At 36.4% G+C, this 23,546-nt stretch carries 20 protein-coding genes; 10 read left to right on the top strand and 10 right to left on the bottom strand.

What is annotated here, in order from left to right:
- The 3 genes from REB14_RS20000 to REB14_RS19990 all read right to left on the bottom strand — a co-directional run bounded on the left by REB14_RS20000 (position 1) and on the right by REB14_RS19990 (position 2,598).
- Positions 1-966: a D-2-hydroxyacid dehydrogenase gene (locus REB14_RS20000; protein WP_079241400.1), complete on the bottom strand. Its 966-nt coding sequence runs from the start codon at positions 964-966 to the stop codon at positions 1-3.
- Between the two features lie 109 nt (positions 967-1,075).
- Positions 1,076-2,140: a 3-phosphoserine/phosphohydroxythreonine transaminase gene (serC, locus tag REB14_RS19995; RefSeq protein WP_079241401.1), complete on the bottom strand. Its 1,065-nt coding sequence runs from the start codon at positions 2,138-2,140 to the stop codon at positions 1,076-1,078.
- 107 nt (positions 2,141-2,247) lie between these two features.
- The gene (locus REB14_RS19990) at positions 2,248-2,598 is read right to left on the bottom strand and encodes a 4Fe-4S binding protein (RefSeq protein WP_034698512.1); all 351 of its coding nucleotides are present in this window, start codon (positions 2,596-2,598) and stop codon (positions 2,248-2,250) included.
- Between the two features lie 59 nt (positions 2,599-2,657).
- Here REB14_RS19990 and REB14_RS19985 point away from each other — a divergent pair, with 59 nt between their 5' ends.
- Genes REB14_RS19985 through REB14_RS19975 form a run of 3 tightly spaced genes read left to right on the top strand, consistent with a single transcriptional unit; the run spans position 2,658 to position 4,906 of the window.
- Positions 2,658-3,692 carry an acyl-CoA reductase gene (locus tag REB14_RS19985; protein WP_309523080.1) on the top strand — a complete coding sequence of 345 codons (1,035 nt, stop codon included), beginning with the start codon at positions 2,658-2,660 and terminating at the stop codon, positions 3,690-3,692.
- Positions 3,693-3,739: 47 nt separating this feature from the next.
- The gene (locus tag REB14_RS19980) at positions 3,740-4,177 is read left to right on the top strand and encodes a peptidylprolyl isomerase (protein WP_238594396.1); all 438 of its coding nucleotides are present in this window, start codon (positions 3,740-3,742) and stop codon (positions 4,175-4,177) included.
- A 39-nt stretch (positions 4,178-4,216) separates the two neighbouring features.
- Complete coding sequence (locus tag REB14_RS19975) at positions 4,217-4,906, top strand: Bax inhibitor-1/YccA family protein (protein ID WP_309523079.1); 690 nt, start codon at positions 4,217-4,219, stop codon at positions 4,904-4,906.
- An 868-nt stretch (positions 4,907-5,774) separates the two neighbouring features.
- Here the strand turns inward: REB14_RS19975 and REB14_RS19970 are convergent.
- The 5 genes from REB14_RS19970 to REB14_RS19950 all read right to left on the bottom strand — a co-directional run bounded on the left by REB14_RS19970 (position 5,775) and on the right by REB14_RS19950 (position 11,392).
- Positions 5,775-6,023 carry a DUF6952 family protein gene (locus tag REB14_RS19970; RefSeq protein WP_002980002.1) on the bottom strand — a complete coding sequence of 83 codons (249 nt, stop codon included), beginning with the start codon at positions 6,021-6,023 and terminating at the stop codon, positions 5,775-5,777.
- Complete coding sequence (locus tag REB14_RS19965) at positions 6,023-6,331, bottom strand: thioredoxin family protein (RefSeq protein ID WP_034698499.1); 309 nt, start codon at positions 6,329-6,331, stop codon at positions 6,023-6,025. The genes REB14_RS19970 and REB14_RS19965 overlap by 1 nt, the downstream gene beginning before the upstream one ends.
- Before the next feature lie 115 nt (positions 6,332-6,446).
- Entirely contained in the window at positions 6,447-7,079 is a 633-nt protein-coding gene (locus REB14_RS19960) for a peroxiredoxin (protein ID WP_034698496.1), read from the bottom strand.
- Positions 7,080-7,225: 146 nt separating this feature from the next.
- Positions 7,226-10,165 carry a M16 family metallopeptidase gene (locus tag REB14_RS19955; protein ID WP_309523078.1) on the bottom strand — a complete coding sequence of 980 codons (2,940 nt, stop codon included), beginning with the start codon at positions 10,163-10,165 and terminating at the stop codon, positions 7,226-7,228.
- A 33-nt stretch (positions 10,166-10,198) separates the two neighbouring features.
- The gene (locus tag REB14_RS19950; protein WP_079241406.1) at positions 10,199-11,392 is read right to left on the bottom strand and encodes a pyridoxal phosphate-dependent aminotransferase; all 1,194 of its coding nucleotides are present in this window, start codon (positions 11,390-11,392) and stop codon (positions 10,199-10,201) included.
- 178 nt (positions 11,393-11,570) lie between these two features.
- Between REB14_RS19950 and REB14_RS19945 the strand changes: the two genes are divergently transcribed.
- The 7 genes from REB14_RS19945 to REB14_RS19915 all read left to right on the top strand — a co-directional run bounded on the left by REB14_RS19945 (position 11,571) and on the right by REB14_RS19915 (position 20,785).
- Positions 11,571-12,407 (top strand): GLPGLI family protein, encoded by an 837-nt coding sequence (locus REB14_RS19945; RefSeq protein ID WP_309523077.1) that lies wholly within the window; start codon positions 11,571-11,573, stop codon positions 12,405-12,407.
- Between the two features lie 69 nt (positions 12,408-12,476).
- Complete coding sequence (locus REB14_RS19940) at positions 12,477-13,814, top strand: M20/M25/M40 family metallo-hydrolase (protein WP_079241408.1); 1,338 nt, start codon at positions 12,477-12,479, stop codon at positions 13,812-13,814.
- 98 nt (positions 13,815-13,912) lie between these two features.
- Positions 13,913-14,548 (top strand): 16S rRNA (guanine(527)-N(7))-methyltransferase RsmG, encoded by a 636-nt coding sequence (gene rsmG, locus REB14_RS19935; RefSeq protein WP_034698484.1) that lies wholly within the window; start codon positions 13,913-13,915, stop codon positions 14,546-14,548.
- A gap of 62 nt (positions 14,549-14,610) precedes the next feature.
- Complete coding sequence (locus tag REB14_RS19930; RefSeq protein ID WP_309523076.1) at positions 14,611-15,015, top strand: hypothetical protein; 405 nt, start codon at positions 14,611-14,613, stop codon at positions 15,013-15,015.
- A complete protein-coding gene (locus REB14_RS19925; RefSeq protein ID WP_309523075.1) occupies positions 15,015-15,551 on the top strand; it encodes a DUF922 domain-containing protein in 537 nt (178 codons plus the stop codon). The genes REB14_RS19930 and REB14_RS19925 overlap by 1 nt, the downstream gene beginning before the upstream one ends.
- Positions 15,548-18,235, top strand: coding sequence for a PD-(D/E)XK nuclease family protein (locus REB14_RS19920; RefSeq protein WP_309523074.1), 2,688 nt, complete (start codon positions 15,548-15,550; stop codon positions 18,233-18,235). The genes REB14_RS19925 and REB14_RS19920 overlap by 4 nt, the downstream gene beginning before the upstream one ends.
- 186 nt (positions 18,236-18,421) lie before the next feature.
- Positions 18,422-20,785: a patatin-like phospholipase family protein gene (locus REB14_RS19915; protein WP_079241411.1), complete on the top strand. Its 2,364-nt coding sequence runs from the start codon at positions 18,422-18,424 to the stop codon at positions 20,783-20,785.
- Between the two features lie 98 nt (positions 20,786-20,883).
- Here REB14_RS19915 and REB14_RS19910 read toward each other — a convergent pair whose 3' ends face one another.
- Both REB14_RS19910 and REB14_RS19905 read right to left on the bottom strand, forming a co-directional pair.
- Complete coding sequence (locus REB14_RS19910; protein WP_079243900.1) at positions 20,884-22,023, bottom strand: cytochrome-c peroxidase; 1,140 nt, start codon at positions 22,021-22,023, stop codon at positions 20,884-20,886.
- A gap of 7 nt (positions 22,024-22,030) precedes the next feature.
- Positions 22,031-23,545: a DUF6850 family outer membrane beta-barrel protein gene (locus REB14_RS19905; RefSeq protein ID WP_309523073.1), complete on the bottom strand. Its 1,515-nt coding sequence runs from the start codon at positions 23,543-23,545 to the stop codon at positions 22,031-22,033.
- Between the last annotated feature and the right edge of the window lies 1 nt (position 23,546).

Below are 23,546 nucleotides of genomic sequence, written 5' to 3'. Positions count from 1 at the left end.
TTATCTTATAGTTTCTTTTTGTAGCTTAATAATTTGTTCTGCAAGTTCGATACCGATTTTTTCTTGCGCATCCACCGTATTGCCACCTACGTGAGGGGAAAGTGATAATGCAGGGTTCATCAGTAAAGGCAGTTCCGGACTTGGTTCGTTTTCAAAAACATCCAATGCAGCTCCGGCTACTTTTCCTGACTCGATAAAATCGATAAGGGTCACTTCATTGATGACACCTCCTCTTGCAGTATTTACAATATAGACTCCATCTTTCATTTTTTCAAACTGAGGGGTGTCTATAATATACTCATTCGTTTTCGGCGTATTAATACTGATGAAATCCGCCTCTTTAAGGAATGCATTCATATCATTGGTGGAAGTGATTTCAAAGTTCACAGACTGTCCGTTGAAGAAGTTCAGTGTAAGAACTTCTGTTTTCGGGCTTCTTGTCAGAACGATTACTTTCATTCCTAAAGCAATCCCTATCTTTATGACTTCCTGGCCAATGCTTCCAAAGCCGATTACTCCTAATGTTTTTCCTGAAAGTTCATACGCATTGCTGAATGACTTTTTCATAGCATTGAAATGAGTTTCTCCTTCCAGAGGCATCAATCTGTTCGATTCGTGAAGGAATCTTGCCAATGAAATGAAGTGTCCGAAAACCAGTTCTGCCACTGATTTTGAAGATGCTGTAGGTGTATTGATGACTTTGATGCCTTTACTTTTGGCATATTCTACATCAATATTGTCCATTCCGATACCGCCTCTTCCGATAATCTTAAGGCCCGGGCATGCATCAATCAGATCCTGTCTTACTTTCGTTGCACTTCTTACCAGAAGAACATCCACATTATTATCGTTGATAAAATTAATAACGTGATCCTGAGCCACTCTATTGTCCAGAATTTCAATTCCGGCTTCTTTTAGAGCCTTTTCTCCTGCTTTTGAAATTCCGTCGTTTGCTAAAACTTTCATGAGTTATTTTATTGATGTTAGATTGAAGATGTCAGAAGTTAGATTTTGAGGTCTGTTATCTGACATCTTTTGTCTTATATCCTTTTATTTTTCGGTCGCCTAATATAAGCTATTTTATTGACTTCATTACATCCACCAAAACCTGTACACTTTCGATAGGTAAGGCATTGTATAAGCTAGCTCTGTATCCGCCCAGGCTTCTGTGTCCGTTTAATCCGCTGATCCCTGCTGCTTTCCACGCATTGTCAAATTCTTCTTTCTTGCTTTCGTCTGTAATTTTGAAAGAAACATTCATGAGTGAACGGTCTTCTTTTACACAGAAAGTTTCGAATAACGGGTTGCTGTCGATTTCGTCATATAAAAGTTTGGCTTTAGCTTCGTTTCTTTGTTCTGCAGCAGCAATTCCTCCATTTCTTTCAAGATACTGAAGAGTAAGTAAAGAAGCATATACAGGGAATACCGGTGGAGTATTGTACATGGATTCTTTAGCAATATGCTGAGAATAATCCAGAATGGAGAACATATTTTCTCTTCCTGTTTTACCAAGAATTTCTTTTTTTATAACTACTAAAGTAACTCCTGCAGGTCCCATATTTTTCTGAGCTCCGGCAAAGATCAGATCAAATTTAGAGAAATCCAGTTGTCTTGAGAAAATATCAGAACTCATATCACATACCATCAGTGTATCTACTTCAGGGAAGGATTTCATTTGAGTTCCATAAATGGTGTTGTTGGAAGTACAGTGGAAATAATCATATTCTGCACCTACCGTATAATCTTTAGGAATAAAAGAATAGTTTTCTTCTTTTGAAGAACCTACTACATCTACTGTTCCTACTTTTTTTGCTTCTTTAATAGCTCCGGCCGCCCAAGTTCCTGTATCCAGGTAAGCTGCTTTTCCTCCTACTTTCATCAGGTTGTAAGGAACCATTGCAAATTGCAGGCTGGCACCACCTCCTAAATAAAGTACTTCATAATCATCACCAAGATTCATCAATCTTTTTACAATGGCACGCGCTTCATCCATTACAGCAACGAAATCCTTACTTCTGTGGGAGATTTCAAGAAGAGATAATCCAATACCGTTAAAGTCCAGGATAGCCTGTGCTGATTTTTCAAATACTTCCTGTGGCAAAATACATGGCCCTGCGCTAAAATTGTGTTTTTTGTTCATATTTTTATTTTTGGATGCTTTGGGAATTAATTATCCTTCTGCTTTATTTTGATTTAATTGGATTTTGGGTTAAAAAAACCGCCTCACAGATGATGAGACGGAATTTTTTATTCACCGTGTAAGAATGCTTTTTTATTAAGAAGAGCTTCTTCAGATTCTACGTGATCTTCATCAGGTACACAGCAGTCTACAGGGCATACCGCTGCACACTGAGGTTCTTCATGGAATCCTTTACACTCTGTACATTTATCTGTTACAATGAAGTATACATCATCACTTACAGGTTCCTGTGGTGAATTGGCATCTACAGTAAGTCCTGACGGCATCGTAATCGTACCTTGAAGAGCCGTACCGTCAGAAGCTTTCCAATCTACAGCTCCTTCATATATTGCATTGTTTGGGCATTCCGGTTCGCAAGCCCCACAGTTAATGCATTCATCAGTTATTTTAATAGCCATCGCTAATTTTTTTTAAATTTGCACAAAATTACAAAATTTTACCCAATTTTAAAGTAATTATGAATACCGAAAATCAAGTTTTAGGACTTATTAAATTAAGTGGTTATATAAAAGCGTTTTTAGCTAAGAAACCGAAAAATCACAATGAAGATGATGTTGATATTGAATTATTGTTAAAAAGATCTGAAATAGAGAATCCGTGGTTTACCATTGATAATCAGAAATTTGCTTTACAGCAATGGACAGATCTTCTGACTGAAGAAAATATCAAAAACTGGCTGAGAAATTATTCAATCTCTAAAATTTCTAAAAGAGTTGGACTTATTTTAGCAGGAAATATCCCTTTGGTAGGGTTTCATGATGTGATGTCTGTTGTGCTAAGCAACCACATTCCTGTCATTAAGCTGTCTTCAAAGGATAAGTATATGATCCCTTTTTTATTAAAAAAGTGGAATGAGTTTTCCAATGGGAATGTAGCTTTTGAATTTGTTGAAAAATTGGAAAATTTTGATGCAGTTATTGCTACCGGAAGTAATAATACAGCAAGATATCTGGAATATTATTTTAAAAATCATTTAAATATTATCCGTAAGAACAGAACTTCCGTTGCAGTGTTGAAAGGAGATGAAACGAATGAAGAATTGCAGCTTCTGGCAAAAGATATTTTCCAATATTTCGGATTAGGATGCAGAAATGTGACGAGAATTTTCATTCCGCAGGATTTTATTATTGACAGGTTGTTTGAAAACTTCATAGGCTTCCAGGATATTATCAATCATAATAAATATGCAAATAATTATGATTATAACAGAGCGGTTTATCTTTTGAACCAGGATAAATTCTGGGATAATAATTTTGTAATGCTGAAAGAGGATGATAAGCTATTCAGCCCACTTTCTGTAATTAATTTCAGCAGATATGAATCGTTGGATGATGTGAAAAGCTTTATGGTTGAAAATGAGGAAAATATCCAGTGTGTAGTAGCAAAAGAAGAGGTCGGATTGGATGCTATCCCGTTTGGTGAAGCACAAAATCCGGGACTTGATACGTATGCGGATAATGTAGATACAATGAAATTTTTAGAACTGGTCTGATTTTCGTATCTTCCATCACTTATTTCACCAGAACAAAAATGAATACTATGAAAAAATTATTGCTGGGACTTGCTCTTGTGGGCGGACAGTTGATTTTTGCACAGAAAGTAACAGGTGCAAAGATTGAAAACAGTCCCAAAAAAGAGCAGCAGGCTAGTATAAGTAAGGAGAAGGTTAGTTTGTATAATGAAAACTTCCTGAAGTTCGTTGAAGCTTTACAGGCTTCTGACCGTACAACCATTGATGGATTGCTTTCTGATAAGGTAAAGGAAATTGTTACGGATGATGTTCTTAAAAAAGTCAAAGAAGGTATTAATCCCAATAAAAAGCTTGAAATCTTAAAAGCAGGATACTATAAAACGATGGATGGAACCAATCATCCAAGTATTAAATATAAATATGCAGGAGAATCATCTTCAAAAGAGGCCATTACAGCAGTATTTGAAGATGATGGTAAAATCCTGGGTGTTTTGCCTGCGAAGTAAATAAAATTTATTTTCGATTAACTAAAAAAAATATTAACTATGATGACAGATGTTTTAGTCGCTCATTCTTCGGACGTGGAGAAGGCGAGTTTTTACAAGAAGACGTATTTGCATGTTGCTTTATCTATTCTTGCATTTATTGGAGTTGAAACGATATTATTGAAAACTGTTCCGGCAGAACTTATTGCGATGATGTTTAGCCAAAGGTATATCTGGCTGTTGATTATCGGAGTTTTCTGGCTAGCTTCGGTTTTAGCTTCCAAATGGTCACTTTCGCAAAGTAAATCTACCCAATATATGGGGCTTGGTTTTTATATCTTGCTGGAAGCGATTATCTTTTTACCTCTGCTTTTTATTGCAACCAATATGACGGGTGGTGCCAATGTAATCTTCCAGGCTGCTACTTTAACGATTGCTATGTTTGCAGGGATTTCTGCAGTAGCATTCACTTCTAAAAGAGATTTTTCTTTCTTGAGAAATATCATTGTAATCGGTGGATTTATTTCCATTGGATTAATTGTAGGAGGGATGATCTTCGGATTTAACCTTGGGTTGTGGTTCTCTGTTGGAATGGTGATTTTAGCGTCAGCTACCATTCTATATCAGACAAGTAAATTAAAAGATTCTTATGGAACGAATCAGTATGTAGGAGCGGCATTGCAGCTTTTTGCTTCAATTATGCTTTTATTCTGGTACATTCTGAGTATTCTGATGAGCAGAAGAAGCTAATTGATAAGTAGATTTTATCTTTTAAAATATAGAGTCCCGGTGATCTTTCATCGGGATTTTTTTATTATTTAAACACAAAATTTAAACACAAAGTTCACAAATGTTTTCACGAATAACACGAATGTAATAATATCAATAGAAACAGGCTTTAACCCGTTTTATATTTTATGGATGCCTTCCAACGGCTTAAGCCGAAACTTATAAGTATCCCACAAATTGACACGGATGCTTTCGTATATTTATTTGTGTTACTTGTGGTTTTTAAAATTAAACACAAATGTCACTATAATTTCACGAATAAACACAATTTAATATATCAGTAGGAACGGGCTTTAGCCCGTTTTATCATTATGAACATCTTCCAACGGCTTAAGCCAAAACTTATAAGTATCCCACAGATTGATACGGATGCTTTCGTATATTTATTTGTGTTATTTGTGAAGGAATATTTGTGTTACTTGTGGTTTTTAAAATTAAACACAAATGTCACTAATAATTTCACGAATAAACACGAATTTAATAATATCAATAGGACGTGTGATTTGTATATCTTTTTTTTTGATGAATGATTTTTGAACAGCTGTATTAATATTTGTGATATCGGTGAAAATTATTTGTGTTATTCGTGGTTTCAGAAGTAAACCCCAAAAATCCTGATGAAAATATCACCAGGATTTTAATTGGTTATTCTTTACAATTTTTCATACAACTTCCGGCTTCATATGACTGGTTAAAGTCCTTTGAAGTATATTTTAAGTTGAAAGAAAAGATTCTTAAAGAATAGAAAAAAGTATAGTAATGAGGAAAACCTCAGGTATTGTATAGTTTGTGTTTTTACAGTCTTTTGATTAAAAATAATCGTAAGATGTTATTTGTCAATTGACCCTAAAACCTTCTGAGCAAAAGAGTTTAAAGCATCCTTCTCGCTCATTCCGTTTTGTACATTAGCGTGAACTTCCAGAGCTCCACAGATGTTGGTGATCAATTCTCCTGCAACATTCAGATCTTCTTCGCTTGTTCCTCTGAATTCGCAGAAACTTTCCAGTACTTCTAAAGTCTTTTCAAGATTTTCAGGAGTCTGATTCTGATAAAACTGTCTGATTACGGGTAATTTCATTATGCTAATTCGTTAAAAAGGTTAATTAAACTTTCCGCCTGGTTTGATTGAACTTGGTTAACCAATTCTCCGTTTTTAAAGATTGCGAAAGTAGGTAAGTTGTCTACTTTTGCTAATTTTCTGCTTTCAGGAAGCTTTTCAGCATCAACATATAAAAATGGAATAGAGTCATTTTCAGATGCTAATTTTTTGAATTTCGGCTTCATGATTCTGCAGTTTCCGCACCATGTTGCGCCATACTGAACAACTACTTTTTCATTGTCGTTCACTATATTTTGTAATGTATCTTCGGTTAATTCTGTGTACATGATTGTAATTTGAAAATTTATTAATTTGAAAATGTGCTAATGCTTTGTAAAGAAGAAAATGAGATAATTTTTGATAATCCTCCAATTATCTCATTTTCAATATTAACACATTCTATTAGTTCTTCGCTAAGTATTCTGCTGTAGAAGTTCTGTCAGCTTTCATAGCGTCTTTCCCTTCTTCCCAGTTTGCAGGACATACTTCACCGTGCTTTTGTACGTGTGTGTAAGCGTCGATTAATCTTAAGAATTCTTTTACGTTTCTTCCTAGAGGCATATCGTTTACCGCTTCGTGGAAGATTTTTCCAGTTTCGTCGATAAGGTAAGTTGCTCTGTAAGTTACGTTAGAACCTGTGAAAACTTCATTTCCATCTTCGTCATATTCGAAGTCCTGATCAACAATTCCCAAAGTGTTAGCCAATTGTCTGTGAGTATCAGCTAAAAGTGGGTAAGTTACTCCTTCAATTCCTCCGTTATCTTTTGGTGTGTTCAACCATGCGAAGTGTACTTCGTTAGTATCACAAGATGCACCGATTACTTTAGTGTTTCTTTTTTCGAATTCACCTAAAGCCTCCTGGAAAGCGTGAAGCTCAGTAGGACATACGAAAGTGAAATCTTTAGGGTACCAGAATAAAAGAACTTTTTGCTGGTTGTTTACTGCTTCATCAAGGATGTTGATTCTTAAATCGTCACCCATTTCAGACATTGCGTCGATTGTTAAATTTGGGAATTTTTTTCCTACTAAAGACATAATTTTCTGTTTTATATTTAAATTTCTAATGCAAATATATAAAAGATTCATCTATCAAACAAACTAAAATCGATAAATAAAATCTATAATTGTTTTTGGTGTGATGTTAAATAAAAAAGCCCTGATATCAGGGCTTTTTGTTTATTTTAATAACCAAATATTTCAGTTAAATTAAGTTTTTTTACTTCGCCTAATTTCTGCATATCAGCCTCATTCACTTTGTCTTGAGAAGCGACAAGGCAGTAGGTGTAGTTCTTGTTTTTCATTTCCTTATCATGGAATGAGTTGATGTCTGTGAAAGACAGTTTTGGTGCCTGTTCATAAACATTCTTTCTCATATCAAAGTTGTTTCCAAGCTTTTGAGATTTCAGATAAGAGAAGATGATTCCGTCCTGAGTAATTCTTTCAGAAGCAATTGATTTTTTCAATCCGCTTTTCGCTGTTTCGAATAACTGCTCAGACTTTGGAAGGGTCGTCAGAAGCTCATTCATAGCCGTTGTAGACTCATTGAATTTGTCTGCCTGCGTTCCAACATAAGCCATAACCATGTCTTTGTCTGTTTTCTTACTTGGAAGTGCAAAATAAGAATAGGTAGAATAAGCCAGTGCTTTTGATTCTCTGATAGTCTGGAATACAATAGATCCCATTCCGCCTCCGAAATAGTTGTTAAATAAGCTTACCGTTGGAGTAGTGGATGCATTGTACGGATCAGAATTTCTTACCCAGAAAACTTCAGCCTGTACCATATCATAATGAGCAAATAAAACTTTGTTCTTATCAGTTGGGATCTGAGCGAAAGTTTTAGACTTAGGAAGATCTTTCAGGGTAGCAGGAAGTTTGTGAACAGGTTTCAAAGCTGCTACTACATCATTTCCTGATTTTGGACCATAATACAGTACTTTGTGCTTGAAATTGAATAAATCATGAAGAACATTAATTAAGTCTTCAGCTTTTAATGCATCAAGTTCAGCATCGCTTAGTACATTATTGAAAGGATTCTGTGCACCGTATTGAGCGTAACTTCTCAACCCGGACATAATTACTCCTTTATTCTGTTTTGCGTTTGCTCTGGCTTTCTTCAATCTAACTTTGTAAGCATCAAGAGCAGCCTGGTCTGCCTGACAGTTTTTGATTAAATCTTCAAATAAGGAAATGGTTTTATCAAAGTTTTCATTTAAACCTTCCAGTGATACGTAAGTTTCCTCGTTTCCTGCACTCACATTGAAGTTTGAGGCAAGTTTGTAGAATTCCTTACTGATGATTTCAGAAGACTTGTCTTTCGTTCCTAAATACTGAAGATATTCTGCTGCTAATGGAAGAATTTTGTTGTTCCATTTTCCTGAATCAAAGTGATAATACATTCTGAACAAAGCGTTGTCTGTATTTTTTACAGAAAGTACATCTACAGCAGCTAATTTGTTTTTAGCGATGTCTTTGTCATAATTCAACCATACCGGAGCGATAGGGTTTTCAGGCATTTCATCAATCTTCTTAAGGAAAGGAGACTGGTCTTCTCTGTTAACGGAAACCGGTGTAATGGTTGGTTTATCAACTTTTACAATGCTCTTATCTTCCCCTTTTCTTTTGTAAACTGCAACGTAGTTATTGTTCTGAAGATATTTGGATACAAAATCCATGATATCTTTTTTCGTTAGTTTTGAAATCTCATCAACATACTCAAGCGATGCTTTGTGATCAACTTCTGAAGTGAATTCATCCATCAGGATGCTTGCTCTTGACGAATATTTTTCATCTTTCTGAATAATACCTTTCTTCTCGTTGTTTACGATAGACTGGATAAGGTCATCAGAAAAATCCCCTTTTCTTAATTTATCAATTTCCTGAAGAAGAAGATTTTTTACTTCATCCAGAGACTGTCCTTCAGTGGGCTTACCCTGTAAAAGTAAAACAGAATAATCTTTCAAAGCATAAGCTCCGGCATAAGCACCCAGTAGTTTCTGTTTTTTTACCAGATCAAGATCGATCAATCCTGCTTGTCCGTTAGTAAGCATGTTTCCAACAAGATTCAGCATTCTGGCATCTTTGGTAGAAGCTCCCGGAAATCTGAAACCAAGCATTACGTTTTCAGGATTCGGTCCTACCACTTCTTTTACAACCGGAGCGGTGATAGGTTTTTCCTGCCCGACTTTATATTCAGGAATTGCTTTAGGTTTCATGTAAGAGAAAGCCTTATCAATTTTTGCAATCACTTCATCCGGATTAAAATCTCCGGACATGATGATTCCCATATTATTCGGAACGTAATAATTGTTATAATATTCTCTGATCGCGTGTAGAGAAGGGTTTTTCAGGTGTTCAATGGTTCCGATAGTGGTTTGCTTTCCATAATTGTTATTAGGGAAAAGGTTGGCAAACATCGTATCGAAAACTTTATCTCCGTCATCATCAAGAGATCTGTTTTTTTCTTCATATACCGCTTCAAGCTCTGTATGGAAAAGTCTTAGAACCGGTTCTCTGAATCTTTCAGACTGTACGGCAAGGAATTTGTCAAGAACATTTGCAGGTACATCTTCTGTGTACACCGTTTGTTCAAAAGAAGTGAAGGCATTGGTGCCATCAGCTCCCATACCAGCCATCATTTTATCGTATTCATTTGCGATTGCAAATTTTGCTGCCTCTCCGGAAACTCTGTCAATTTCTTTGTAGATTTCTTTTCTTTTGGCTTCATCCTTGGTCTGGTTGTACTTTTCGTAAAGAGCGTCAATCTGGTCTAAAAGAGGTTTTTCTTTTGCCCAGTCTTTAGATCCAAACTGGTTTGTTCCTTTGAAAAGCATGTGCTCCAGATAGTGGGCAAGACCTGTGTGGTCTGCAGGATCGGTTTTGCTTCCTGCTTTTGTTGCAATATACGTTTGTATTCTCGGATCTTTATTGGTAGGACTCAAAATTACCGTTAATCCGTTTTTCAAAGTATAATACCTTGCGGAAGTTGGGTCATTGGTTACATATTTATACTTGTAGCCATTGGAAGTCGCTTCTTTCCATTGGAAATCCTGGCCAAAAGCATATCCTGCGAAACTTGCAGCGGCAATACTTGTAGCGATGGTTAGTTTTTTTAACAGATTCATTGCTGTCGTGTTTTATGTTGGGTTATTAATTTGTTAATTGAATTTTTCCAATAAATTTTTAATTCGTTTCATGGCCTCTCTTAAATCTTCCTCAGAAGCGGCATAAGAGAATCTGATACATTCCGGGCTTCCAAAAGAGAATCCACCTACACATCCAACGTGAGCATTTTCCAGAAGGAACATGGCAAAGTCGTCAGAGTTTTTAATTTCTGTTCCATCAAGGGTTTTTCCAATATAGTAAGAAATATCCGGGAAGAAATAGAAGGCAGCCTTTGGAAGTACCACTTTGAATCCTGGGATTTCTTTGATCAGTTCATAGACAAGATCTCTTCTTTTTTTGAAAGCATCAATCATGTATCTGTATTCGGAAGGATCTGCTTTCAGGGCAACAATAGAAGCTCTTTGTGCTACCGTATTGGCGCCGCTGGTCATCTGTCCCTGTACTTTTTCACAAGCTTTTGCCAGCCATTCCGGACATGCAGAATACCCGATTCTCCATCCGGTCATAGCAAATGCTTTTGACATTCCATTGATTACCGCAGTCTGTTCATACACTTCTGGGAACTGAGCAATCGAAGTGGTGTTCGTTTCATAATTAATGTATTCATAAATCTCATCAGAAATTATCGTTATCTGAGGGTATTTAGCAATTACTTTGGCAATGGATTTCAATTCGTCATAGGTATAATATCCTCCTGACGGATTACATGGCGAGCTAAAAAGTACAGCTTTGGTTTTCTCAGTAATAGCTTCTTCAAGCTGTTCTGCAGTCACTTTGAAATCGGTAACATAAGATGTAGGAAGCATTACAGAAGTTCCACCCATCATTTTTACCATTTCATCGTAGCTTACCCAGTATGGTGCAGGAAGAAGAACTTCATCACCATCATTGATAATAGCGGCCAAAACGTTGATAATAGCCTGCTTAGCTCCATTGGAAACACAAATCTGGGTAGGTTTATATTCCAGATTATTATCTCTTTTTAATTTATATGCAATAGCCTCACGCAGTTCCAGAAATCCGGGAACAGGAGAATAGTGGCTGTAATTTTGATTGATGGCATCGAATGCTGCCTGTTTGATATTGTCCGGAACATCGAAATCCGGTTCGCCAAGAGTTAAGCTAATCACATCTATTCCGCTGGCTTTCATTTCTCTGGCTTTGTTTGACATTACAAATGTCTGGGAGTATCCTAATCTTTTTACTCTATCTGAAAGTTTATCCATTGTATTTTTTTGAATTTTAACAAATATATAATAAAAACGTGGTGTGGAGGTAATAAAAATAAAGGCACTTTAAAGATTTTTGTCAGGTTTTAGTCAAAACTTCTTTTAGGTTATAAAAATCATTTCTTTTGGTGTATGAGACTAATTTTAATCTTATTTTAGCCAAAAACTTAATTCCATGAAGAAGATATTCAAAGCACTTTTTTTGTTATCCGTGCCGCTTTTATATGCACAGAATTACCGTTTTGTCTACGAGTATAAGATGAAACCAAATATTGAAAAAAAGGATTCTGTAGTGATTGATTATATGAACCTGGATACGGATGGAAAAAAATCCTATTTCACTAATGCTGTTAAATATGAAAGAGATTCAGTATATCGGGCAGACAAAAATTATTCTGCATTGTTGAAAGGCAAAAATTATGACCGTAATCTGAACTATATTATTGAGAAAAACTATTCCCAAAAGACGATAAACCTGTATGATAAATACAAAAGCGTAAGTCTGGTAACTATAGATCAGGAAATCCCAAAATGGAAAATTGAAAATGAGTTTAAAAAGATCAACGATCTGAACTGCCAGAAAGCGGTTGCAGATTATAAAGGCCGAACTTGGGAAGCGTGGTTTAGCAAGGATTTTCCCATAAGCGATGGCCCATACAAATTCAGTGGTCTTCCGGGGCTTGTTGTTGCCATTAAGGACGGGGACAATGATCATGGTTTTGAATTGGTTCAGATTAAGAAAATTAAAGCAATCACAGCTTTTGTACCGAAAAATAATAAGCAGATGAGTGGTGAAGAATATAGAAAGCTTATTAAGAATTATACTTTTAATCCGGCAGAAGACATTGCGGCGATGAATATGGATTCCAAAAGCGGAACGATGGAAATGCAACTGAAGGACGGTTATGTTGCTCAGCTGGATATCAATAAGCTCAAAAAATATGGAGCAAAAATGGATGATGTGATCGCAGAAATGCTAAAAATGGGCACTAATCCTATTGAAAGAGATTAAAATAATTTCTCATAAGGGATGATTTTGCAGCGTAGGGTTTTGTATCTTTAACAATCTAAGATCTGTTATATGAGGTATTCCGTTTTTTTATTACTGATTTCCTGTACTGTTTTTTCTCAGAAGCATTCAAAAGATGACGAAGTGAAAAAATATGTCTCGCAGGTGAATGAGGATTCATTAAAATCATATATAGGAAAGTTGGTAAGCTTTGAAACCCGGCATACCTTGAGTTCGATAGATGATTCTAAACACGGAATAGGTGCCGCAAGGAATTGGGTGATCAGGAAATTCAATGAATATGCTAAAAATTCCGGTGGAAGAATGGAAGTATATCTACAGCAGGAAGATATTCAGCCGGATGGAAAACGAATTGATAAAGTGGCAAATCTTGGAAATGCTGTTGCTTTTCTCAAAGGAACAGATCCGAATGATAAGAGAATTTTCCTGATCGGAGGCCATCTGGATTCAAGAGTTACTGATGTGATGAACAGGACTTCCAAAGCACCTGGTGCCAATGATGATGGGAGTGGAGTAAGTGCTGTGATAGAGTCTGCGAGAATACTGAGCAAATCTTCGTTTCCGGCGTCTGTCATTTTCGTGGCCTTTTCGGGAGAAGAACAATCTTTGTTAGGCTCTAAACAATTGGCTGAAAAAATTAAAAGAGAAAATGGGCAACTGGAAGCTGTTTTGAATAATGACATGATTGGTAATCCCAAAGCAGGAGAAACTGGAGAAATCAACACCCGTATACTTCGTGTGTTTAGTGAAGGATTGCCTTACAAAGATCTGGATAAAAAGGCAATGACAATCAGAAATCTTGGTTTTGAAAATGATAGTGAATCCAGGCAGCTGGCTCGTTATATCAAAGAAATTACAGAACAATATGTCAACGGATTGGAGATTAAACTGATCTATAGAAATGACAGATTTTTGCGTGGAGGAGATCATACCAGCTTTGTGAATAACGGATTTCCTTCTGTAAGACTGACCGAATATTATGAAAATTACGATCATCAGCATCAGGACATAAGAATTGAAAACAATAAGCAGTATGGTGATCTTCCTGAGTTTATAGATTTTAAATATCTGAAAAAGAATGTCGCAGCTAATGTTGCCGTATTGGCAAGTCTTGCAAAATCTACCTCGAAACCAGAGAAAGTTGAAATGGATGTGAAGGAACTGACAAATTCAACAACTTTACATTGGGAAAAGCCAAAATCCGGAATCCCCGCAGGATATTATGTGCTGGCAAGGGAAACAGACAGTCCGGTATGGCAGAAAAAAATATTCACCACTGAACTTTCTATGAAGATTCCGCTTTCGAAAGACAATTATATTTTTGCTGTACAGAGCGTGAGCTCGTCAGGAAACCTGAGTGTCCCTGTCATACCAGGAATTGCAAAGTAATGGATTTTACTGAAAACCAGAATTTACTGCCGGATCAGGAAAAGTAGATTTGAATACAAGAGAAATAAAACTTATTTTTGCGGTTTATAATAATTCACATGTCTGCATCGTTACTATTAAAATATTTCCCGGATCTTACTGAAAAACAGAAAGAACAGTTCTCAAAACTGGAAAGTCTGTACAATGAATGGAATGAAAAGATCAATGTAATTTCCAGAAAAGATATGGAATCACTGTATGAAAAGCATATTCTGCACTCGTTGGGAATTGCAAAAGTGATGGAATTTGCACCGGGAACCAAAGTTTTGGATATCGGAACCGGAGGTGGTTTTCCAGGTATTCCTTTGGCAATCCTTTTTCCTGAAACAGAATTCACGCTGATTGATTCTATTGGTAAGAAAATCAGTGTAGTACAGGCTGTGGCAGATGGAGTAGGACTTACTAATGTAACGGCTATCCATGGAAGGGCAGAAAAGCTTAAAGAAAAATTCCACTTTGTAGTCAGCAGAGCGGTAACTCAAATGCCGGAATTTTTAAGATGGCTGAAGGGGAAATTTGAAAAAGAACAGTTTAACCCTAAACATAACGGAATTTTATATTTGAAAGGCGGTGATCTTGCTGAAGAGCTTGCCGGACTTAAATGTGAAATTTTCAATCTTAAACACTATTTTGATGAAGAGTTTTTTGATACGAAGAAAGTAGTTTATGTATCAAAAGGTAATTTTAATTCCTGATTTTTATGTGAATAAGGAATAATTTTTGCTAATATTTGTTAATAATCAGAAAAGTAAAGGTTATGAAAAAACTTTTAAATATTGGATTTTCAGTATTCGTGCTAGGCGTGCTTCTGGTTTCGTGTGATGATGATGATTATCATACCATTGAATCTATTGGTAAAATCAAAATAGACAGCGTAAAAATTGTCAATGATACCATGGATGTCTTTGCGATACAGAGTATCAAAACTTATTCCACTTATCCGTCTCATTGTGAGGGTTTTTACGGATATGATTATGTTTACAATACCAATCTGGAAAGAACGGTTACTTCCTATAAATATATTACCAACGGACCTTGTACACAAGGGAATTACGTGGCAGCGAGTAAAATCAACTTCAGCCCTCAAAGAAAAGGTACTTATACTTTTAAATTCTGGAATGGAGGAAATAACTGGATTACCAAAACAATTGTAGTGGAATAATGAGATTGACTTTTGTATTATGTTTATTGGCAGCACAGACTGTATCCGGACAGAAAATTATCTGGGAAGAAGGCAAAAAATTAACTTGGGATAACTTTAAAAGCCCGGTTAGCAAGAAAAAGAATCCTGATGTAGCGGCTTACACCCATTGTGGCTGGGAATTTTATTCTGAAAAATCTTCCGATCCAAAAGCGCCGGTTACGATTACCATTAAAACGCTCTTTCATGAAGATAAATCCTGGAAAGATGTCAAAAGAATGGATGATTATATCCTGCTGCATGAGCAAAAGCATTTTGATATTGCAGAATTATTTGTGAGAAAATTCAGAAAGGCTGTTGCTGAAAAAATTAAAAATTCTGGAGATTATAATAAATATTTCAAAGCAATTTATAACGGAATCGCTATTGATTATAAAAACTTCCAGATGGCCTATGACAGCGAAACCCGTCATGGAATCGATAAAGAAAAACAAACCGAATATAATCAGTTGATTTCTGAACAACTAGACAATTTAAAAAGCTATAAAACCCTTTGAAATTCCTCAATAAGATCATCCACGAACTGCTATCACAAAACACTGACCTTTCTGCGTTTAATATCATTCTACCCGGAAAACGTCCCATTGTGTTTGTCAGACAGATTCTGGAGGAAAATAACTATTCAGGGTTTCTTCCCAACTTTTTTACCATCGAGGAGCTTATCAATAAAATAGCGGATCATCAGACTATTCAGGGAATTCCGTTGTGGCTTTTCTCTTTTGATGTATACCGAAGCCTGAATCTTATCCCAAGAGATGATTTTTCCGATTTTCTGAAATGGTTTCCCACCTTACAGAAGGATTGGGATGATATTCTCAAATTTTCAGACAGTGATCAGGCAGTTCTGCAGTATATGTTTGATGAGGAAAGGATCAAAGAATGGGCTCAGGACCTTGGAGAGGATGACGATGTTCCAAGAAAAAAGTTTCTTAATTTCTGGCAGAATATGAACGTTTTTCTCCCTGTTCTAAAAGAAAGATTGCAGGAGAGGAACTGGGCAACTTCCGGAATGATTCACGAGGCGGCTAAAGCCAGGATTGCCGACTTTGCAAAAAATACCAAAGAAGAATTTGTTTTTTGTGGTTTCAATGCCTTTACTCCCGTAGAAGAAAAGCTTGTAAGAAGCCTTTTGCAGTGGAATAAAGCGCAGTGCTTTTTTCAGGCAGACCGTTATTATTTCGATGATGAGAGACAGGAAGCCGGAAAATTCCTTAGAAATCATAAAACATGGAAAGAGTTTGATGATAACAGGGCTTTTCAGTGGATAGAAGACGATTTTAATCAACCTAAAAAAATTAAGGTATACGAAGTGTCCGGGAATGTAACCCAGACCAAAGTATTGCCTGAGATCTTTAAAGAGATCAATAATAAAACTTACTCCAATACTGCGGTAGTGCTGCTGGATGAAAACCTTCTTCCTGCCAGCCTTGATGTGATGCATGGTGTTGATAATTTGAATATTACAATGGGATTTCCGTTGAAAAACTTATCTTTCTCCAATGCAGTGAAACGTCTTTTCTACCTGCAGAAACAATTGGAAAAAAACAAACTGTCTTATTATTACAGAGATGTTTTCCCCATTTTGGAAGAACTTCCCAAATCTGTAGAAGATGAACAGATTATCAATGATTTTAAAGCCAAAGTAGAAGAGAGGAATATTGTCTATATTTCTCGAAAACTTTTACATGAACTGCTTAGTGGTCTGTCTTATTATGGACTTCTTCAAAAAGCAACAGGAACCAACGGCTATCTGGATATGCTTATTGAGTTCTGCCAGCAGGTAAAATGGCTTGAGATAGATGATATTCAGTATGAGAATGTCTCTCACTTTGAAAATGCATTCAGAATCATCAAAAACCAGTTGACTCCCTACAATATTGAGATCAAAATGGAAACGCTGGAAATCCTGATTAATCAGCATATCAATTCTGAGAGTATTGATTTTCAGGGAGAACCTCTGAGAGGACTTCAGATCATGGGACTACTGGAAACGCGTCTTCTTAACTTTGAAAACGTTATTCTGCTTTCTGTAAACGAAGGAAAACTTCCGCTTGGAAACTCTCAGAATACCTATATTCCTTTTGATATCCGAAGGTTCTTTGATCTTCATACTTTTCTTGAAAATGACAGCATTTATGCCTATCACTTTTACAGGCTGATTCAGGATGCGAAAAATGTACATTTGCTGTACAATGCTTTAAGCTCTGGAGTGAATACCGGCGAGAAGAGCCGTTTCATTACACAGATCGAGATGGAGAGTTCTCATGACATCGAACATCTCATTATTGAAAATTCTTCTGAACCTATTGCCACCAAACCCATAGAAATTTCCAAGACACAAATTGTACAGGATCGTCTTCAAAAATGGAAGGAAAAAGTATCAGCTTCCCATCTGACGAGTTATCTTTATAATCCGATTGATTTCTACCTTTCCAAGATTTTAAACACTTCGGAAACGGATGAAATTGAAGAGGAGCTGTCGATAAAAAATTATGGAAATCTAGTCCATTATTCACTTCAAGAAGTTTATGAGGTATTGAAGGGTAAGGTTTTAAAAGAAAGTGATTTAAAGAATTCAGTTAAAGCAGTAGATGAATATATAAATATTGCTATTGAAAAACTTAAGCACCAGCCGGAATTCTATGAAAAAGGAATGAATTATATCCATAAGGCCATTGCTAAAAAGGTAATTGAAAATGTGCTGAATCATGATCTTGAACTCATAAAACAGGGCAATAAACTGGAGATCATTGATATTGAAAGAAGGTTTGAAAATATAGATTTTCCTCTCGATGGAAATGATAAAATTTCTTTCTTTGGATTCATTGACCGGATTGATAAGCTGAACGGTACTCTAAGAATTATTGATTATAAGACAGCGAAGATTAAAAATCTCAATGTAAAGATTGATCAGGATAATGTAGATGAATATTTTCATAACAGCGACAGGAAGCAGGCACTTCAGCTTTGTATTTATCATTACGTTGTTCAGCACCTTCCTGAGTTTTGGGGATTCCCGATTGAAACAGGAATATGGAGTTTTGCAGACGCTAAGAAAGGAATGGTTTCATTGCAGTTCGATAAAGGAAATATTGACGATGCCATGAAATCGGTTAAAAGCCTTATTCTTGAAATCCTTAACCCGGATATTAATTTCGTGGAAACTATAAAAACGTATTAAAAATAGCTGACATGTATTGGGAAACATGTCTGGTCTGAAAAATGAGCGAATATTTGTTTTTAAGTTATAGACTGAAATGCATTTATTTACTTCACAGAATAGTCAGTTAATCAGGTAACTTTTTGTGTATCTTTACTACTTATTAAAAACTTTTAAAGTTTAAATCAGATACATTAAGCAGCACCAATGAAAAAGATCCTGATATTTTTAGCTATTGCTTTTTCTCTTATTATCAAATCTCAGCAAAAGAATGATTCTCTGAATATTGCTCTTCAGAATGTAACTAAAGACACAAAATTTGGGCTTGCTCTTAGTGGTGGAGGTGCAAAGGGGTTTGCCCATATCGGAATTCTCAAGATGATTGATTCATTGGGAATTAAAGTAGATTATATCACAGGAACCAGTATGGGAGGTATTCTGGGAGGTTTATATGCAATGGGATATAACGCAGATCAGCTGAAACATACAATCTATAAAATGGATTGGAACAGGATTCTGAGCAATAAAATTCCTTATAATAAAGTCAATATCAGTGAAAAGGATGAATACGACAAATATATTCTTGAATTTCCGGTAGTCAAAGGATTTCCGACTCTTCCGAGTTCTTATATTGAAGGACAGTACATGGGAGAGGTTCTTAATACGCTTACTTTCAATGCAAAACATATCAACGATTTCAGCAAACTGAGGATTCCCGTGCAGCTTACTTCTTCCGATATTGAAAACGGAGGTCTGGTAATGCAGAAAGAAGGATCACTACCGTTGGCTATTCGTTCTACACTGGCCATTCCTGCCGCTTTTGCTCCTGTTTATATTGATGGGAAACTTTTGGTGGATGGCGGTTTGGATCGTAATTATCCAGCCAATGAGGTGCGTGAGATGGGTGCTGATTTTGTTATTGGTGGATACACGGGTTTCAGGCTTTTTACGAAAAAGGAGATTGAAAACCCGATGAAGATGATTTATCAGACTCATGCTATCCGTTCGGTGGAGGATTTTAAGCATCAAAAAGAACTCTCTAATATTCTCGTAGATTTTGTAGATCCATTGGGAGAAATTACAACGAAGGATTTTGCCAGATTCAGAAAGATTATCAAAATAGGAGAGGTTGAAGCCAGAAAGCACCTGCCTGAGTTTGTAGCTCTTGCAGAGGCGCAGCGAAAAGCCGGAATTACGTATGAACATATGATGATTGAAGAGGTGAAACTGCCCACCACAAAATTTACTTTTAATGAAGAAGACGGAACGCCTATTACTGATGCGGCAGAAATTGAAGTACTGAAAAAGCAGATGGGGCTTACGGAAGGGAAGTATTACGATGCAAAAACCGTTAATGAAGCTATAGACCGTGTGTTTGGAATGCGCCAGTACGTTAAAGTGTATTATACCTACACGAATGTAAACGATGGTCTTGTGATGAATGTATTTGTGAAAAGAGCGAAAAAAGGAGCGTTTAAACTCGCGCTGCACTATGATACTGAACAGTCCGTAGGGATTATTGTCAATTATACGTACAGAAATATTCTTCTCAACCGATCAAGATTTCTGGCAACAGTGGATATTTCCGAACGTTTCAAAGCTAAACTTGCTTACCAGCAGTTCTTAGACAGTGGAGAGCGTCTGTGGCTGGATCTGGAAGCCAAAATGGTTCACCTGAAAAGTAATGACCTGAACTTCAGGCTGTATGATATCAGTGAAGATGGCGGGGACCGTTTTCCTAACCATATGTACCGTAATATAACCGGAAAGATTGCGCTGAATTATAACATCAATCCCAATGCTTATCTATCTCTGGGAACGGAATTTAGTACGGAAAGAATGTATAGTTTACTGGATAAGGTCGATCAATCAAAAGTAGATAATTACAGCAAGAAGCTTTATAACCACAGTAATTTCAATACTTTCCTGAAATTTGAACAGAACAATCTTAATAAAAGATATTTTACTACAAAAGGAAATCATCTTCAGGTGAGTACAAGATTTTATTACGGAGATCAGTATGAGCTTTATGATCTGAACACCGTGCAGCCTCTCTTGTACCTGATCCTTAATCCAAAAGAATCTTACTATTCCGAGCCTAAAAACCTTGTTTCATTCACATTAAATGAGAACTTTTTTTACCCGATCACAAGAAGGCTGACGGTAAAGGCTAACGTGTTTTTGGGTGCGAGTTTTGGATCAAAGAAAGAAGATCAGGTTCCCTATCTGTTTTTGAATCAAAAGTATAATCTGGGAGGGAGCGAATACAATTACGATCTGCTAAGCCCTGAATTCAACGGTCTTCGCCAAAAAGAACTTCCGATGACTTCGGTAGCTAAGGCTGCCATTTCATTTCAGTACAGAATTATGAAAAAACTTTATCTTACCCCTTCGTTCAGCTATGGAAAGGTAAGTGAAGAACTTTCTCCTTTTAATGACAGTTTTGATATGTTTGGTTATGGACTAAACCTTGGCTACGAATCTCTTATCGGTCCTATCAGTATGAATATTTCCAGAAACAGCCAGCTTGACTTTTCAAGGATCTATTTCAGTATTGGCTTCAAATTCTAAACAAAAATTTTATCAATTTAGAAGATAGTAAAAATCCTTTTATCTAAATAAGTACTTTAGATAAAAGGATTTACTGTTTATAGAATCAATTATTTAATCTATTTTCTTGGGATTTCCGGTCTTGGCATTTTGTAATAGCTTCCGGACATACTTTTTAAAAATGCAACAATGGCATCTATCTCCTGCTCATTCAGATGTAGAGGCTTTATCAGATGATCTGTGACCGGAAAATTAGGATCAGCTTTTTTTTCTTCCGGAGTAGGGTTAATCATCTGCATTCCGCTGTTGTATAAACTGACAACACCATGCATGTCATCCATCAGTCCGTTATGCATCCATGGAGCAGTGTAATCAAGATCTCTCAGCGAAGGGGTTTTAAATTTACCGGTATCATCAGAATTTTTGGTGATATGATAGAGACCCAGATCCTCATATTCCCGTTTGTAATAAGTAAGCCCTATGTTGTGAAAAGATTCGTCTGTAAGATTTTTTCCGTAGTGACAGTTCATGCACCTTGCTTTGGTACGGAAGAGATGCATCCCGTAGATTTCCTTATCACTCATGGCTTTATAATCACCTTTAATGAAATTATCAAGTTTGCTGGGCTGACTTCTGATTGTCCTTTGGAAAGTAGAAAGAGCTTTGGCGATTTTATCAAATGTAATCTTATCAGTTTGATAGACATCTTTAAAAAGCTTCTTGTATTCTTTAAATTTTGAAAGTTTTCCGGCCAGCTTTTCCGGCTTCATATTCATTTCGTTATGAGCAGAAATAGGTCCTACAAGTTGTTCTTCCAATGTCTTGGCTCTTCCGTCCCAGAAATAGGATTGGCGATCCGCAATATTGAAAAGCGATTGTGTATTTCTTTTTCCCTGCAAATGATCGGTTCCCAATGCCACTTCCTGACCGTCTGCCCAGCCCAGTTCAGGGTTGTGACAGCTGCTGCAAGATACCTGGCTGGATTGTGACAGTTTGGGATCAAAAAACAGCTTTTTTCCAAGTATTACTTCGGGTAATTCCTGTGTATCATAATAATTGGAATCCCATTCTATGGCTTCAAATTCTTTCCATTTCACCTCTGCATCCACTGTAGGTTTGGGCCAGTATTGTACAGGTCTTTTATATTGTTCTATAGTTTCTCCATAGTCTACTTTGTATTGTTGAAGAGTATGCTGCATAGAGAATAGAGCAATTCCTCCAAGAACAACGAATAATTTAATATCTGAAAATTTTATCATCATGTGTTTAAAATATACTTCCTATACTGACTGCCAATAAAGTATTGCTGCCATTGTTAAAATTACTGTAGATCATCTTAGCTCCTACAAAAGCATTTTTCACGACAGGGAAGTTGAAATGAAAATGAATATCAAGTTTTGCCTGCCAGAAATCAGAAGACTGAAAGACATAATTTTCCTGAAGCATTGTATTGATGGAAGATTTTCCGGAATTGTTGAAAAGCGCATCTTTTTGATAGACATTGGTAGCTGAAAGTCCTGCTACAACAGACAAGGTCTGCAGATTTTCGAAAGTTTTCAACCATTGATAATCCGCTCCATACATAAGTTTACTTAATTCTATTCTTGATAGAGGACTGCTGTACTTTTCTTTTTCCTGAACCCATCCAAAGAAGGGAAGCAGAGATGATTTTGCCTTTTCATTGCCCACCTGTATAAGCCCTTTGAAAATAATAGTATTGATCTTATGGTTGTATTTTTCCACACTTCCGATCTGTATATAATTTCTTGAGTTCTCGTTCATAAAGAGGTTTTCTGTTCCTTTTCTTTCTGTACTGCTTCCTTCTGCAGAAATTCCCCAGACTGTTTTTCCTGAATCAAAGAATTTTCCAGCCGAAAAGGTAAACTGCTGTTCATCAATTTTTGAGGCATTCAGATCTGCATATTCTGTCAATAATTTATCAAGATTAAACTTTTTAAGACCTATATTCAGATACCAGTTTCTGTTGTCTGCTTCAAAGATCTGTAAACCTCCTCCGTAAGACCAACCTTCGTAATAGGCCTGACGAAGTTTTCCGGAAAGCAGCTCGTTGTAATTTCCCAATCCGCTCATATTATAAATCATAGGGTATCCCTGATTGCTTACAAAGCTCAGATAGTGTTTTTGAGTATATTTTTCAGCATGTACATAAGCTCCAACTCTGAACTTCCCCAGAATCAGTTTATCAGCTCCCATTGCCAAAGAAAAATGAGCCGCTGTATTTTTCGGTCGTGGATCTATATCTCTGTAACTCAATGTTGCCTGGTAACTTCCTGTAATTCCTAAAGTGTAAGTGTCTATTTTTCTGGAATATCCTCCTGAAAAGCTATAGTTTTCAAATTTCATATCACCACCCACACTGTCCGCTGCTACATAAGGATAGATGAGATCATAATCTGAATTTTCATTCCATACCATGTGCTTATTTTTCCCTTGTGTGTAAGAAGCATTTCCCCAAACTGAAGTTTTATCATCGAGCTTCTGTAAACTGTACACTTCCGCGCCCCATAAGTTTATTCCTTTTCCTTTTTGTTGCAGCTGGTTAGGAGTGTTGCTTTTTTCTGTCAATACATTAAAAATAGTGCTGCTATACTTCCTTGCCCCGGAATAACTGGCCGGATTAATGGTAATACTGTTTTTAATAAGCCTTTCAAAGCTATATTCTTCACGCACTTTCTCTGTGATAGTGTCATTGATCTGGGCATGCATTCTTATCCCTGAAAAGGAGCTGAACAGGATCGATATGGAAAGAAAATATTTCATT

The sequence above is a fragment of the Chryseobacterium metallicongregator genome (genome assembly GCF_031324065.1).
Taxonomy (GTDB): Bacteria; Bacteroidota; Bacteroidia; order Flavobacteriales; family Weeksellaceae; genus Chryseobacterium; species Chryseobacterium metallicongregator.
Note: the sequence above shows the minus strand (reverse complement) of the source record. Positions and strands in the feature narration are given on the sequence as shown.